At 40.9% G+C, this 14,339-nt stretch carries 14 protein-coding genes and 1 pseudogene; 10 read left to right on the forward strand and 5 right to left on the reverse strand.

Annotated features, from left to right (window positions below):
• The first annotated feature begins 138 nt into the window (after nt 1-138).
• From F7734_RS56255 to rfbB, 5 genes are all read left to right on the forward strand, one after another.
• On the forward strand, nt 139-435 hold the full coding sequence (locus F7734_RS56255) for a helix-turn-helix transcriptional regulator (RefSeq protein ID WP_155752866.1): 297 nt from the start codon (nt 139-141) through the stop codon (nt 433-435).
• 450 nt (nt 436-885) lie between these two features.
• Nucleotides 886-1,521 carry a DUF6391 domain-containing protein gene (locus F7734_RS56260; protein WP_155752867.1) on the forward strand — a complete coding sequence of 212 codons (636 nt, stop codon included), beginning with the start codon at nt 886-888 and terminating at the stop codon, nt 1,519-1,521.
• A gap of 200 nt (nt 1,522-1,721) precedes the next feature.
• Nucleotides 1,722-2,729: a glycosyltransferase gene (locus tag F7734_RS56265; RefSeq protein ID WP_155752868.1), complete on the forward strand. Its 1,008-nt coding sequence runs from the start codon at nt 1,722-1,724 to the stop codon at nt 2,727-2,729.
• A 191-nt stretch (nt 2,730-2,920) separates the two neighbouring features.
• Nucleotides 2,921-3,952, forward strand: coding sequence for a PfkB family carbohydrate kinase (locus F7734_RS56270; RefSeq protein ID WP_155752880.1), 1,032 nt, complete (start codon nt 2,921-2,923; stop codon nt 3,950-3,952).
• Between the two features lie 49 nt (nt 3,953-4,001).
• A complete protein-coding gene (rfbB, locus tag F7734_RS56275) occupies nt 4,002-5,093 on the forward strand; it encodes a dTDP-glucose 4,6-dehydratase (protein WP_155752869.1) in 1,092 nt (363 codons plus the stop codon).
• A 274-nt stretch (nt 5,094-5,367) separates the two neighbouring features.
• Here rfbB and F7734_RS56280 read toward each other — a convergent pair.
• From F7734_RS56280 to F7734_RS56300, 5 genes and pseudogenes are all read right to left on the reverse strand, one after another.
• Nucleotides 5,368-5,655: pseudogene (locus F7734_RS56280) on the reverse strand (Uma2 family endonuclease); the annotation flags it as partial.
• 180 nt (nt 5,656-5,835) lie between these two features.
• The gene (locus tag F7734_RS56285; RefSeq protein ID WP_155752871.1) at nt 5,836-6,792 is read right to left on the reverse strand and encodes an aromatic ring-hydroxylating dioxygenase subunit alpha; all 957 of its coding nucleotides are present in this window, start codon (nt 6,790-6,792) and stop codon (nt 5,836-5,838) included.
• 66 nt (nt 6,793-6,858) lie between these two features.
• Nucleotides 6,859-7,410 (reverse strand): TetR/AcrR family transcriptional regulator, encoded by a 552-nt coding sequence (locus F7734_RS56290; RefSeq protein ID WP_166482776.1) that lies wholly within the window; start codon nt 7,408-7,410, stop codon nt 6,859-6,861.
• A 43-nt stretch (nt 7,411-7,453) separates the two neighbouring features.
• Complete coding sequence (locus F7734_RS56295) at nt 7,454-8,338, reverse strand: nucleotidyl transferase AbiEii/AbiGii toxin family protein (RefSeq protein ID WP_155752873.1); 885 nt, start codon at nt 8,336-8,338, stop codon at nt 7,454-7,456.
• On the reverse strand, nt 8,325-9,002 hold the full coding sequence (locus F7734_RS56300; protein ID WP_155752874.1) for a hypothetical protein: 678 nt from the start codon (nt 9,000-9,002) through the stop codon (nt 8,325-8,327). The genes F7734_RS56295 and F7734_RS56300 overlap by 14 nt, the downstream gene beginning before the upstream one ends.
• Nucleotides 9,003-9,386: 384 nt before the next feature.
• Between F7734_RS56300 and F7734_RS56305 the strand changes: the two genes are divergently transcribed.
• The 5 genes from F7734_RS56305 (at nt 9,387) to F7734_RS56325 (ending at nt 13,736) form a co-directional block, all read left to right on the forward strand.
• Nucleotides 9,387-10,598, forward strand: a complete 1,212-nt coding sequence (locus tag F7734_RS56305) for a serine/threonine-protein kinase (RefSeq protein WP_155752875.1) — start codon at nt 9,387-9,389, stop codon at nt 10,596-10,598.
• An 894-nt stretch (nt 10,599-11,492) separates the two neighbouring features.
• Nucleotides 11,493-11,750, forward strand: coding sequence for a hypothetical protein (locus tag F7734_RS56310; protein ID WP_155752876.1), 258 nt, complete (start codon nt 11,493-11,495; stop codon nt 11,748-11,750).
• Nucleotides 11,747-13,297, forward strand: coding sequence for an AAA family ATPase (locus tag F7734_RS56315; RefSeq protein ID WP_166482777.1), 1,551 nt, complete (start codon nt 11,747-11,749; stop codon nt 13,295-13,297). Before F7734_RS56310 ends, F7734_RS56315 begins: the two co-directional genes overlap by 4 nt.
• Nucleotides 13,294-13,527 (forward strand): hypothetical protein, encoded by a 234-nt coding sequence (locus F7734_RS56320; protein WP_155752878.1) that lies wholly within the window; start codon nt 13,294-13,296, stop codon nt 13,525-13,527. The genes F7734_RS56315 and F7734_RS56320 overlap by 4 nt, the downstream gene beginning before the upstream one ends.
• Entirely contained in the window at nt 13,470-13,736 is a 267-nt protein-coding gene (locus F7734_RS56325; protein ID WP_155752879.1) for a hypothetical protein, read from the forward strand. Before F7734_RS56320 ends, F7734_RS56325 begins: the two co-directional genes overlap by 58 nt.
• Nucleotides 13,737-14,339: the final 603 nt, after the last annotated feature.

Raw genomic sequence — 14,339 nt, forward strand, 5'->3', positions numbered from 1 at the left:
GTCCCCCTTGTCCCATCCTTCTTGCCCACTTCTGATAAAAATAGTATTTCTGCTTATACTTTAGGCGTCTACCACCAAAAGAATCTTCTAGAATGAGAAAGAGTGATTAAGTACATATACTAAAGAGGAAAAAAACTCATGGCTGGTGGCGAGTCTCAGACCCCTGTTAGTCTGTCAGACAGAGAACTGCAAATTATTGATTTAGTGGCTGCTGGCTTAACTAACCAAGAGATTGCAGCTAAGCTGGAAATAAGCAAGCGTACAGTGGACAACCATATCAGCAATATTCTCACCAAGACAGGCACAGACAACCGAGTTGCTCTTGTCCGTTGGGCATTACACTGGGGCAAAGTCTGCTTGAACGATGTAAATTGCTGTCCTCTGCCTAATTACAACAGTGATTCAACAAGTGCAGCAAACTCAACAAATGTTTAGCATTCTGTCAAGCTAATTTTGACTGGTTGCTGATAGTTTCCTCCTCACAATTTAGATTGAAAGGTATCAACTTTGAACAATCAAGTAAGGTAAAGGTGAATTTAAGTAGTCATTATGTATTTTTATACACTAAAAAGGATAAAAATGCGATTGGCAGTTATTTGTTCTACCCCGATCCCTATTTTCAATTTCTATCTAACCACTAACAGCCTAACTTATAGTTAGAGGTGTGGCTCAAGGAATAAATTATCCGTCTTGTAGGGCGGGCTTCCTCGCCCGTCCGATACATGAGACGGGTCAGAAGATTCGTAACTTTCTAGCAGTTTTTTCAGGCAATCGTTGTCAGCCCCACTATTGGCTACTCAACAAAAATTAGCAACAATCGAGAGACTGAAACGTTACATTTAAAAGAAATCTAAGTTGCTCCGCAGTCTCAGGAGCAGTGTTACTATGGATACTTCTTCTACTGTTAACTTCTTTAATTTTGATATTACAGCAGCCCAACCAATGCAAGATGCCGATTTACTCAGGCATTTATCATTTGTTCCTGGGTTGAAAGAAATTCTGATTTTGCGGCAAGTTCATGCCTTGGAACACGCCACAGTTTGGGTTCTAGGCGGAACAAAAAGTGCTTACGCTCCTTCTGTTAAAGCAACAAGCCCCGTTCAAGTTGATAACGAACTATTAGGTGGTTTATCTACAGAAAAAGGATTTTATCTGTATGGAGAGGTAAATATTAGCGATTTACGACGTGCCGCAATGCTTGCTCTACACCGTCTAACTCATGGTGAAGGGGATTTAGCGGTGCATCCTCGTTGTGGTACAAATCTTTCAGTAGCGATGGTGCTCACAGCTGGGTTAGCTGTGGGAATGCATTTACTACTACCACGGGGACCAATTGAGCAACTTATAGGTTTGGGGTTAGCAGCAACCACAGCTTGTGAACTGGCTCCTGACGTAGGTGCTTCGGTACAGCGATACCTAACAACTTCCATTCCCTTCAACTTAGAAATCGATAGTATTACGCGCACACGAGATATTTGGGGACGCGACGCACATTTTATTAAGGTGCGATGGAGAGATTAAGACCAGTAACCAGTGACCAGTGAGCGAATAATTCGTAATTTGTAAGTTTTGAATTGAATTACGAATTAGCCTGGTCTCTATTGATAAACTTATAAAGATTTGAACAAAGAATGCGACAGCTAGTTGATCCAAATGAAGTTTAGACATGACTTTCTCAATCCAAAATCTAAAATCTAAAATCCAAAATACTATTAATTGATATGAGAAAACTCTATTTCTTATTGCCCGGAACATATGGAAAGTTTGCTTGCGGAGGGCTGTGGGCAGAGTTAAAAACTTTAACGCTGACGCAGCAAATCTGTAGTGCTGATGTTGTGACTTATCGCCAAAGGGAAAAAGATAAGCTTTTTTTAGATGATTTACTTAGAGAAAAAAATTTAGATGATGTTATTTTTGTCGTTAGCTGGGGATTTGATGTAGCTCGACTTGTGGCAAAACTCAAACAATATAATGTTGTCTATCACGCGCACAGCGCAGGTTATGGCTTTAGTTTGCCTTCAAGTATTCCCATCATTACTGTCAGTCGAAATACTATGGGATATTGGGGACAAAAAGCTCCAAATTCACTCATTTACTATTTGCCCAATCAAATTTCTAATGAATTTCAAAATCTGAATATTGAAAGAGATATTGATGTTCTAATTCAAACTCGTAAATCTTCTACATATCTAATTCAGGAACTTATTCCAGATTTGCAGCAACAATATCAAGTGAAAATTGTTAATTCTTACGTTGAGGATATAGCTGGTTTATTCAATCGAGCTAAAGTTTACCTCTATGATTCAGCAGAATATTGGGCGCTACAGGGTGTAACTGAAGGATTCGGTCTCCAACCTATGGAAGCACTTGCTTGTGGTTGTCAGGTATTTTCCAGTATTAATGGTGGATTATCTGATTATTTAGATCCAGGGTTTAATTGTCATAAAATTGCTGGTTATTCAAAAGAATATGATGTTCAGCGTATCCTCACGGTGTTGAAATCTTGGAAACCGTCCAATTTGTCAGAAGACTTTTTTGCGGAATACAGAACGGAGAATATTATTCAACGCTTGAAGGTTATTCTTGATGATTTAAATAATTTCTATGACCACAAAATGTATTATCCACCCAATATTCAAGATTTGACAAAATTGCGTTTGCTAACCTTAAACACTCAGCGAATATTTAGTAAGCTGACTCAGAAAATTAGGATAAAGGATAAAGGATGAAAAAATTGCTTTTTCATTCGTAGGTAGGGCTATGCTGCACAACATTAAACGTGCGGCACAGCCCACCCTACTTTGTAGAATAATTACAAATTCTACATTAGGGCTTATATTGACTTCTGCCTTTCGGTACTAGATCGATCTACAGGGTTTATTTCATACTTCATCCTTTATACTTCATGCCTTATACTTGTATGTCTTTGAACCCTAAATTTGCGTCTAAACTTTGTAGTGTTGCCGATCACCTGTGGAATTTGATTGATAATTTTGCCGGAGCGAGGGTGCTCATTGTTGGAGATTTGACTTTGGATGAGTTTTTAACCGGTCAAGTAGAAAGAGTCTCTCGTGAAGCCCCCGTGTTAATTCTCCGTCATGAAACTACCAAACAAGTACCGGGAGGTGGGGCAAACGCAGTCTATAATTTTGCGCGATTGGGAGGGCAAGTTCTTGCTGTAGGGCTTTTGGGAAAGGATGAACAAGGAAGAGCATTGCAAGGTTTGCTTGAAACTGCGGGTATCAAAACGGGGGGTATTTTTCTGGATGAGGATCGTCCAACAGTCACGAAAACAAGAATTTCTGGGCATTCCCGTCAATCTGTAACTCAGCAAATAGTCCGTGTTGACCGAAAATTAGAGGATTTACCCAATCTGGATTTACAGTTACAATTAGCTGAGTATATTCAAAAACATATTCATACGGTAGATGCAGTGGTGTGTTCTGATTATGGTGATGGGACTTTGACTCAGCCGGTGATTTCAGCAGCACTTTCTGCATCTCGGACTGTTGTTGATGCTCAAAAGCATTTGAAACGGTATCGTGGAGCAATGTTGTTTACTCCTAATTTACCAGAAGCGGAACTGGCTGTAGGTTATGCGATTACTGATGAAGCTACTTTAGAGCGAGCTGGAAAGGATTTGCTGGAATTGACTGACGCGAAGCATATCCTGATTACCCGTGGCGAACAAGGGATGACTTTGTTTAATGATGATGGTAGTAGAGATGACATTCCAGCGTTTAACAGAACTGAGGTGTTTGATGTGACGGGTGCTGGTGATACTGTGGTGGCTGGATTAACTCTTGGTTTAACTGCAGGGGCGTCAATTTGGGAAGCTGCTGTTTTGGGTAACTTAGCGGCTAGTATTGTAGTGCGGCAGTTTGGGACAACAACGACAACGCCTGAAGAAATGAAGGTGGCTTTGCAACGTTTGTTGGAGGAAATTGAATAAACCGCAGAGGGACGGAGTACACAGAGGGAAGACAGGAGTGAGGAGTTTGATGAGTCGTCGGTTGTTAGTGACTGGTGGTGCGGGGTTTATTGGCTCTAATTTTGTACATCACTGGCTAAAGGTTTATCCAAATGACCGCGTGGTGGTGTTGGATGCTCTCACTTATGCGGGAAATCGTCGGAATTTGGAGTCTGTTGAGGAACAGGAGAATTTTCGCTTTGTAGAGGGAAATATTTGCGATAAGCCGGGTACGGCTTGCGCCAAGAGCGGACGCACTCTCATAATGGAGTTGTTAGAAGTAGAAAATATTGACACCATTGCCCATTTTGCAGCTGAATCTCATGTTGACAGGTCAATTTTGGGACCTGGTGCCTTTGTACAAACAAATGTGGTGGGGACTTTTACTTTATTGGATGCTTTTCGCTTGCATTGGGAAGCAAAAGGTCAGCCAGTGGACTATCGTTTTCTGCACGTTTCCACGGATGAGGTTTATGGTAGTCTGAGTCCCACAGATCCTGCTTTCACGGAAAGTACACCTTACGCCCCTAACAGTCCTTATTCAGCCTCTAAAGCCGGAAGCGACCATTTAGTCCGTGCTTATCACCATACATACGGATTGCCAACAATTATTACAAATTGCTCTAATAACTACGGTTCCTATCAGTTTCCGGAAAAGCTCATTCCTCTGATGTGTATCAATGCTCTTATGGGTAAGCCATTACCAGTTTACGGTGATGGAAAAAACGTGCGAGATTGGCTTTATGTTGGGGATCACTGTCAGGCTTTAGATGTTGTTATTCATTCTGGAAAACCAGGTGAAACTTATAATATTGGTGGAAACAATGAGGTTGAAAATATTAACCTCGTGCAAATGTTGTGTCAATTAATGAATGAATTGGCACCTAACTTACCCGTGCATCCATCTGAGCAATTGATTACTTTTGTTAAAGATAGACCGGGGCATGACCGGAGATATGCTATTGATGCAACTAAAATTAAAAGGCAGTTGGGTTGGACACCTTCGGTAACTATTGCAAAAGGTTTGCGTCTTACAGTGGAATGGTATCTTACCCATCGCGATTGGTGGGAACCTCTGTTATCGGAGGAGTATCAGGCTTATTACAGGAAGGTTTATAGCTAGTTAGCTATCAAAATTCAAAAACTTTGCTTTAAGTTAGATGAATTGTGTAGTGCTATTGCTCAAACAACTGGACAGTTAAAAAGACGACTCAAGAAAGCAGCTAACCGTATTAGGTCCAAAATTAAAAATTTAGTGTCTGAATTGCAGAAAAAGACAGCTAAGTTTTTGGTCGATAACTTTGATATAATTCTGCTTCCCACTTTTGAAACATCTCAAATGTCAAAAAAGGGAAAGCGTAGAATCAGATCAAAGTCTGTTCGCCAAATGTTAACTATAATGGTTCAGAGTCTAAAGTGCTTCGATCTAAAATGACAACATCAGGTCTCAATGCTGAGAGATTGCCCAAAGGTTTGATAATGCATCGCATGGGAATAAAGTAAGGTAAATCGAGTCGGTCAATCTCAACGTTTAACTTACGACTAATAAAACTTGCTACTTGTTCGTGCGGTCCTGTTGGTTCCATGTCAACTAATTCCCCATCAATTAATTCGTAGCGCTCGTTGTCTCCGTAGAGACTAATAAACTCATCACATGTTAGAAGTTTGGGCGCTGCTTGAGCCATAGCATCAACCTCATTTCTGTTGCTAAATCAATAGCGATCGCCATACGACCACCTAGATATCTAAGAGATGGGCAGAAACTCTTAGACAATCCGCGTACTTTAGTGCGTGGAGTGTCAAAATAACAAGAACAAAGGGAATTGGGCGAACTACCCACACCCCCTCAAACTACTCAAACTAAATTACCTGAGTACAAGTTGATGAGCGATTGTTTGATGATACCATCGGCGGAATAATAAAGTCGGTTTATCTGTAGGTACGTGGCATTCTTCTGCCATTGCAGGGATTTCACCTATTTGAGATTCAACCACTACTCGGTCTTCTACCAACGGTTTAATGAATTCTTGGGCTGCAGATTGTTGAGTTTGAGCATCCATTCCTTCTGCCATTTGTAGAATTATCGTGCATTGCGTTTGATGCTCATCGATCGGGACAGCAAAAAAATGTTCTCGCTTTACTGGAAAACCTAGCTCGTCAAACTTGACCATGACTAAATTCGGTTGCTGCCACTCTAAAGCGAAAGTAGGCGGTACATTTGCATATGGTGTGAACACTTCTATGCGATCGCTGCTATCTTCAACTTTGAAGTCTAAAACATCACCCGACTCTAGGGCTGATTGTGCAATTTGACCAAACGATTCACGATGCACAAACGGCAGATGAACAAAATCTAAGTTAGCCTCGATCGCTCTCGTCCAGTGAGTCTTCCAGATTTCTTGGTGAATGTAGTAGGCTGTCTCCGATAATTTCAAACTGTCAGGAATTTGCAGGGCAGGAGGCTTACCTTCTCCTGTAAAAATCCAAACACAGCCTGCAATGATTTGAGTGGGAAAACTGCTCACAGCCAAACGAAATAAATTAATCTTGTTGACATCGTTAAAAGGAACATGGACACAGGCTCCATCCCCATTAAATTGCCAGCCGTGATAGGGGCATTCGAGACAGCCATTCGGAGTCACGCGCCCTAAAGAAAGAGCAACACTCCGATGAGAACAGCGATCGCGCAATGCCCGAATTTCACCGGACTGTGTGCGAAACAACACGAGTTTTTCTCCCGCTAACGTAACTGATACAGGACTCTCACCCAGTTCGCTGACTGGCAATACAGGCATCCAAAAATTTTGCAATGTTTCAAACATGGTAAGTTTTTCCTTCAAAAGTTGGGAATTATCTACCTAAAATTAGGTAGTTTTTAGAATAAAAAATTAAGGCTTCAATGCCCCTTCCAGCAACAACGCAATCAAAGTTGCCACTAATGCTTCATCCGATTTGCTCCCGTATCGCTTAAAGGTATAAAGGGCTTCGATAGCTGCCAGGAATGCGCCACCGATAAATCCCGGATCGGATTGCAAAGAAGGATGCAATCGATCTAGACTCTCAGCAAACAACTCTTCCAATGGGGCAAATACGCAACGATACATTGCTTCTTCCAGCCGAGCTGAACTTTCAGGTGACAACTCCGGCAAGTCCGTCAGTATCATTCGACCTCCGTTTAAAGGGGGTTGTTGAATTAGCCAGGTGCCAATATGCTGCAAACGCCCTTCGAGGGTGGGAGGAGCCTCTGCCAGCAACTGCTTGAAGCGAACACGCCTCTGCTCTAGGTGACGCAACATCACCTCTACATAGAGTTCCTCTTTCCCTTGAGGAAAGTGGTAATAGAGGGAGGCTTGCTTCATCCCAAGATGTTCGGCGATGTGTTTGAGCGTTACTGCCGTATACCCGCGAGCTGCAAACAACTGCTCGGCAGCGTCAAGCACCGTTTCTCTGGATGAGGATCGATCGCTTTTCTTAATCATATACCTAACTTAAATTAGGTAGGTATAGTTTGTCAAGAGCATTTGTGGCATTCTTGTAGTGACACAGGTTGTTAATAATTGGTCCCCAGTAACTAATGACTGTTGTGACTACATTCAGGAAATCCTCAGGCATAATCTGTGTAGGAACTTGACGGCAGTAGTACCTCCAGTTGCGGCGATTTTTACCTGTATTCCACCAATGGGGGTTGGTCAAAATTATCTGCACTTCCTCAAGGTTTGCGTTGTGGCTGCTGAATGCTACTCTTATTGCTTCTGGCAATAATGCTTTATCCAGAGGCACTAACGTTGCTAGCAACATCAGGTCATAAAGATCCTTCCCTCGCCAGCGTTTGGCTCCTAGTTCGATCAAACCGTGAAGTTTCCAACCTGCCATGAGTTCGGGTCGAGCGGCTTGGAGTTTAACGGGTTCTGCTGGAACTAGAGTTGGGTATTGAATCCATTGTTGTTCTGGAACGAGCGGATCGTTAAAGCCCACATCGATTTGCAGCCGTTGACGGTAGTCCAGCACTGAAGCATCCAGACGCAGGCGAACACCGGGAAAGGGGTCTTCCATCCAAATACCCTGAGATTCCAGAGATTCTAGATGAAAGACAACCCCATCGGTAAAACCATCGGTAGCAAGCAACTCCCGAAAGCGCTGCTCGGTTGACTCAATCCCGAACGGATATAGCCCTACAAAATCGACATCAACAGCAATGCGATACCCTGGAGGAACCCACAACCGTGTCAGCATTCCGCCGCGAAGAACCAAGTCTTTTGCATGAACAGAGTAGGCAACCCGACGTAAAAGACTTTCCAAGAGGTGATAAATTAAGATTTCATCAAGAGGGCGATCGCTCCTCTGAGAAATTGTTTCAATAAGCTTCATCAGCTTTACCTCCTTTGGTTTCCACAGGTGAGTGTATCAACCAGCCAGCATCAAGCTCTAAGTTGCTGTCATAAACGGTGTATTCTTGTTGAGGTTGCACTACCGAAATGTGCCGTGCGCGTAGCGATGCCAGTAGTTCCTGAAAGCGGGCTTGAGCCGAGCGCCGTCCCAGTCCATACACTCGCAACGTAATGAATCGGTGGTGATGCTGCCCGTTAGGATTCAGCTTGAAGGCATTCACAGACAGATGTGCGCCAAATTCAGCACAATGATGTCGCAAAGCTTCCAAATCAGTCTCTTTTGAAAGTAGGGCTTTGATATGAAACTCAAAGTAATTAGTTACCGGATGCCGCAAGACTTCGCTATCTGTCACCGGAATATCTTGGTTGTACAGCATTGCCTCAATTTTGATACGAGTCACGTGAAAACCTGCTAGGCAGATGCGTTGAGCAAGGTTGTGAACTTCTGTCCAAACTTGAGCTAAGGTTCCCCGATGATAGGATGCTGTCATCGGTTGCGATCGTGTGACGCCGTTAGGTAATTCTATGAGAACGCATTTAACATTTAACTGCTGACAAATCTGTTGAAAGCGTTGTAGAGTTGCTAGTGACTCTGCACGGATAGTGATGTGAGCTTCAAACGTTCCGGTGTAGTCGGCACTCATAGAAGAGTTCAATGGAGCAATCTAGTAAAAAGGTGGATCTGTAATTAAATGCTTGTGTAATATCATGTCCGCTTATATACCCTAAATAAAACTCACGCAAAGTCGCAAAGGTGCTAAGAAATGAAGGAATTTTTACTATGGTTATGCTAACGGACATAACATAACTCATGCTGTGTCATTGCTAACCTCCTTAAGGAGAGTTCTTTTTGTAGTATATATAATACAAATAAATGTTGTCAAGTGCTGTTTTAGCATTAAAAATAAGACATCTACTAAACGCTCTCTTTCTTTTATCAGTAGCGATTGGCGTATGAGAGGGTAGATGAAATCCTAAGGACTTATGGCTAAATTAAAGAAATCAAGGTGGTGATAAGCAGGTGTTAGATGCTGCAAGTAAAACAAGTGTTACAAAATCGTTACCAACTCCAACGCCAACTTGGTAGCAATGGGGTTCGCCAAACTTGGCTTGCATTGGATTTACAGGCTTCGGACGTGGAAAAAAAGCAAGTGGTGGTCAAATGCCTTGCTTTTGGTGAAACTGTGCAATGGGATGACTTAAAGCTTTTTCAGAGGGAAGCACAAGTACTTCAAAATCTACATCATCCCCAAATTCCAAAGTATATTGATGATTTTTGTATTGGCGATGCTGCAAAGCAGCCGCTACGCGATCGCACTCTCTGGTTTTGTTTGGTACAAGAATACATTCCCGGTGAGTCCCTGAAAGAATTGCTGGTTCTTGGCAAACGATTTACAGAAATCCAAGTTAAAGAAATTGCTTTTCAAGTCTTAGATATTCTCACAGAATTACACGAACTCTATCCAGCAGTACTGCATCGCGATATCAAGCCGAGTAATCTCATTTGGGGTGAAACTGGGAAAATTTATTTGGTTGATTTTGGTGCTGTTCAAGACAGAACCTCAAGAGAGGGAGTGACTTTTACTGTAGTAGGAACCTATGGATATGCGCCTATGGAGCAATTTGGGGGTAGAGCGGTTCCTGCATCAGATTTATATGCTTTGGGGGCGTCATTGATTCATTTACTGACAGGAGTTTCTCCATCGGATTTACCCCAAAGCAATTTAAAGATTCAGTTTAGCGATCGCATCAGCTTGAGTCCGAGTTTTACAAGTTGGTTGCAGAAAATGACTGAGCCTGCACCAGAAAATCGCTTTTCAACGACTCGTCAAGCAATGGATGCACTCAATTCTGGTTTAATCATACAAGACCAAGATTTGCCAATTCAAGAGATTAGCAATAATTCTGGATGCGGTCTTAAAAATCGTGTAGAAAAAGTTCCCGAAGCAATCAAAGGTTGGAACTGGGGTGCTTTTTTAGTGCCTTGGTTTTGGTTGTGGCAAAATCGCGTGTGGAGTGGATTGCTCTGTTTTGTACCAATAGTAGGTTTTCTAATGTCTATTACACTTGGTATCAAGGGGAATGAATGGGCTTGGAAAAGTAGACCGTGGCGCAGTATTCAACAGTTTAAAGAATATCAAAGAAGCTGGGCTATTGCAGGAATTTTATTTGCAGCACCTATCAGTATTCTGTTATGGATTAGTAGCACTGTCTTGATAGTTAGCATTTTGTTACCATGAAAAAAGCTTCACTCAGGAGATAAGCCAAAACTCTGCTGTCAAAGTTCAATTCACAGGTTCAGTCACTAATTCAGTTTCGACACTTTCAGAATATGTTATTTGATATGCTGACAAGTGCTTTTTTAGAAACTGTTGCAACCGTGTATCTTTCAGCTAGTTGGTCGAGCAATGTGTTGCATGCTTGATGTACTCTATGGGTAACATGACATGACAAGTAGTCATGTTAACACGATTAATATTGTGTAACTGTATACACTTAAAATTTATATTTATCGATTCTTGAAAGCATGTGGTAGAAAAGAATAACCTAATTCTTAAAAAATAAATAGTGTACTAATAGTCCTATTTCATCTGACACCATAATTTATGACAGAGTATAAAAATTTTTTAGATTATTATAGAAATCTAATACACTAATTATATTAGTTTATACATATAAATGTCGTAAATTCAAATGGTTTGTACGTACAGCTGTAAAACACACATACTGCTATAGACGCTTATATACGACTTGTTTCAATATATAACCGGCTTTTAAAAAAATCCTGGGATAGTACTCACGGGTAAGATTTAAATGATTTACATATTAATATTTATCAAGTAACAAACAACGCGATAATACACGAACAAGCTTATGACCTGCGTCCAGAAACATACATTAGAACTCAAACTGAATCAAACACTATTGAATCTCCCACAGCCCTTTTAGCTAAAATTTACCACAATCAACGACCATTAGCTCAACGTATTGATAGTCTATTTAGTCATTTAAAATCACCACCAATAGCAACTCAAAAACTACCTTCTCCCCTTCAAGAAGAAATTCAACCTTTCGGTAACTTAAGCCAAAAACAAATCAAAATTTGGCAGAAAGTATGTGAAAAAACAGAGATAGTGACTGATAATGAGATAAATAATTATCATACAGCAGCACTATTTACTCTTGAGGAATTAAATACTGCTGATGTAGATGAAGTAACAGATGTTACTCGCTCAACTCTTGACCTTTTAGAACGCATGGGGATTATAGTGCCTGTAACTCTAGCAGACCCAAAAACTCATAAACCCCTCCTGTTCTATCGTCGCGTTACCCAGCGAGATATATGGGATTTAGACTCAAGTACATTAAATTCAGGGGAGGAGAGCAAATGAAATTACATCGGCTCTACCTAGAAAGTTATCAGGTTCTCCGGAATCTAGAAATTTATTTCAGTCCCAAAACAGAAAACGTCTTAACTCAATCCCCTTCTTACAGTCTTGATTTTTTAGTCGGTGTCCACGGTACTGGCAAGTCAACAGTATTGCGAGTACTATTTGATTTGATGCGAAAGCTAGAGCGTAACGCTCCCATTGAGTACGCTTTTGAACTAAAGTACGAACTAGGAGAGACCGATACCAAACGTCAAATCAAACTTTCCAATTTTCCAGAAGAAACAGAATTGGAAAATTTCGACACACAGGATGTTTTACCTCTTGGGGAACTGAAGGTTTGGGAAAATGACGTAGAAGTTCAACTCAGCCGTAGTGTTTTACCAGAAATAGTTGTTGCTTTTACAACAGGTAGCGAAACAGCTTGGAAAAAACTTGATGATATTCAGTCGCTTGATAGTGGATATTCAGAAGCAATACAAGAACTATCTTTACTTGACCGGGCAATACGAGAAATACCGGGCAAACCACCAAATCTTGATACACTAGAAAGTTATACATCACAAGAAGAAAGTCAATTTCTGTTTATTGAAGCCGATCGACTTTCCCTAGTTACCCTTTGCGGCTTATTAGCTGATATCGCTCAAACACTAGAAAATCAGCGTTTAGAAGAAGTACTGCAAGGCACGAGTATTAGTCAGGTAACAGGTTTTTCCCTCAAATTCCGCATGACTCAGGGAAGCACCAGCCTAGCAGACAGAGAAGAGGTGAAGCGACTGGCAAAACTAGCAACTCGTACCTTGCGTTTAGGTAGCGACTACTTATTGGTATTTGACCTGACGGCATCAGGAAATTCTATTGCCCAAGCCATTATCGAAGAATTTTCTAGCGGGTTACACCTGTTTAAAATATTAGCCCGATTAGGCAGAGTTGGAGATGGTGGTCAGCCGGTTTTGCGAGCAGTCAATATTTTTCTAGAACGTTCGCGTTCAAATCATCCTGAAAATGAACAACAGGATGACCCTCCTTTACTTTTATTCGACTGGTTAAGTGATGGGGAGCAAAGCTTTTTAGCTCGAATGTGTCTGTTTACACTATTGGGCGAAACTGAAGCATTGATTTTATTAGATGAACCAGAAGTTCACTTCAATGATTTCTGGAAGCGTAAAATCGTTTCTCTCTTAGATAAAACCCTTGAAGGGAGACAAAGCCATGTTTTAATTACAACACACTCTAGCATTACCCTTACGGATGTGCTAGAAGAGGATATTGTCATCCTTAATCGTTTTGCAAGTTATACTGAAAATGCCAGAAACCCTGACCTCAAAACCTTTGCTGCAGACCCAAGCGACATTATGGTTCATGTTTTTAACGCACCACATCCAGCTGGTCAAAGAAGTGTCTCATATATTCAGCGCATACTCTCAGAACCAATCAACGAAAATCTTGAGGAACGGCGTCAAACTTTAGAAAATCTTCTTGCGGTAGTCGCTCAGGGCTACTGGAGTTATAAAATACGTCGGCAGTTACTAGAAATCGAACCAGAATGATTCATGATGTTCATTTACCGGACTTAACCCGCGAACGACTGACAGATGTCGTAGTTTTGCAAATTTGGCTGTTATTTTATGCTGCCTCTAACTCTACTTTAGACCAAACTGACTGTGGCGATCGCCTGAATCGATGTCCAAGATTTCGTGGCAGAGGTGAAAAAATCGCTAAATGGATAGGGGTCAAAACTCGTATTCAATTGCTAAAGCTTGGCTGCTTGCTACCTTAATCAACGAGGCTGAAGAAGTACTACACACTCCTTCAAGTTCTCAAGCAAAATCATCCGCTTTACTTCAAGAATTAAAATGTCGATTAGGAAATGGTGCAAATGAAAGATTTATCGAAGAATCAAATACGAAAAACGTACTTCAAAAAGCTAAAGCTCGTTCATGCATTGACAAAGCTCGACAGGTGAGACAAATACTCACAGAAAAGTAGAAACAGTTACTCCCTTTCCGCCATAAGATTACCGATTTTCTTCTCCTCTTTCCTCTGTGTCCTCTGTGCCTCTGCGGTTCATTAAATTAGGTATTCTTCTAGCAAGAAGGGAGTAATTAGAAGGTCAATTATCTGGCCAATATCATATGCATTTGAATAATTATCATTAAATTTTATTACTAGTGTTTTAAATATTCATACTTAAATGTTGGCGTTAAAACACAACACTTTCTTGGTGTTTATTTAAGTGATTGTTGGTCAACTTATCAAAAACTTTATCAAAATACTAGTATAGATACTAATGTCTAATTTTGTCAAAAATTCTAAAACTTAAATAGAGTGATAATCACACAAGTCTTTATATAAAGAAGATAGCACTCCCAATAAACAAGATGGTAATGCAGTATCTAATCTGCGGAAACTACGGCTCTTGCGTACTTAGCGTGCTAAAATTGTAAAAAAATAAGCTTAAAAGTATTGCTGGGCTTGGCTTACAGCTATTATTAGTTTCAAAATGTTACTCCTTGTTAAAATTGAAATTATAAGTGCCTGTAAGCCTTGTAAATACAAGCATACTTGTAGATTTTAATGAAAATTTAGCAC

Source organism: Scytonema sp. UIC 10036 (assembly GCF_009725235.1).

Bases quoted from the DNA above. Each gene is read 5' to 3' on its own strand.
- F7734_RS56270 (WP_155752880.1), top strand. From the start codon at position 2,921: ATGTCTTTGAACCCTAAATTTGCGTCTAAACTTTGTAGTGTTGCCGAT.
- F7734_RS56315 (WP_166482777.1), top strand. From the start codon at position 11,747: ATGAAATTACATCGGCTCTACCTAGAAAGTTATCAGGTTCTCCGGAAT.
- F7734_RS56265 (WP_155752868.1), top strand. From the start codon at position 1,722: ATGAGAAAACTCTATTTCTTATTGCCCGGAACATATGGAAAGTTTGCT.
- F7734_RS56255 (WP_155752866.1), top strand. From the start codon at position 139: ATGGCTGGTGGCGAGTCTCAGACCCCTGTTAGTCTGTCAGACAGAGAA.
- F7734_RS56305 (WP_155752875.1), top strand. From the start codon at position 9,387: ATGCTGCAAGTAAAACAAGTGTTACAAAATCGTTACCAACTCCAACGC.
- F7734_RS56260 (WP_155752867.1), top strand. From the start codon at position 886: ATGGATACTTCTTCTACTGTTAACTTCTTTAATTTTGATATTACAGCA.
- F7734_RS56320 (WP_155752878.1), top strand. From the start codon at position 13,294: ATGATTCATGATGTTCATTTACCGGACTTAACCCGCGAACGACTGACA.
- F7734_RS56300 (WP_155752874.1), bottom strand. From the start codon at position 9,002: ATGAGTGCCGACTACACCGGAACGTTTGAAGCTCACATCACTATCCGT.
- F7734_RS56295 (WP_155752873.1), bottom strand. From the start codon at position 8,338: ATGAAGCTTATTGAAACAATTTCTCAGAGGAGCGATCGCCCTCTTGAT.
- F7734_RS56285 (WP_155752871.1), bottom strand. From the start codon at position 6,792: ATGTTTGAAACATTGCAAAATTTTTGGATGCCTGTATTGCCAGTCAGC.
- rfbB (WP_155752869.1), top strand. From the start codon at position 4,002: ATGAGTCGTCGGTTGTTAGTGACTGGTGGTGCGGGGTTTATTGGCTCT.
- F7734_RS56325 (WP_155752879.1), top strand. From the start codon at position 13,470: ATGGATAGGGGTCAAAACTCGTATTCAATTGCTAAAGCTTGGCTGCTT.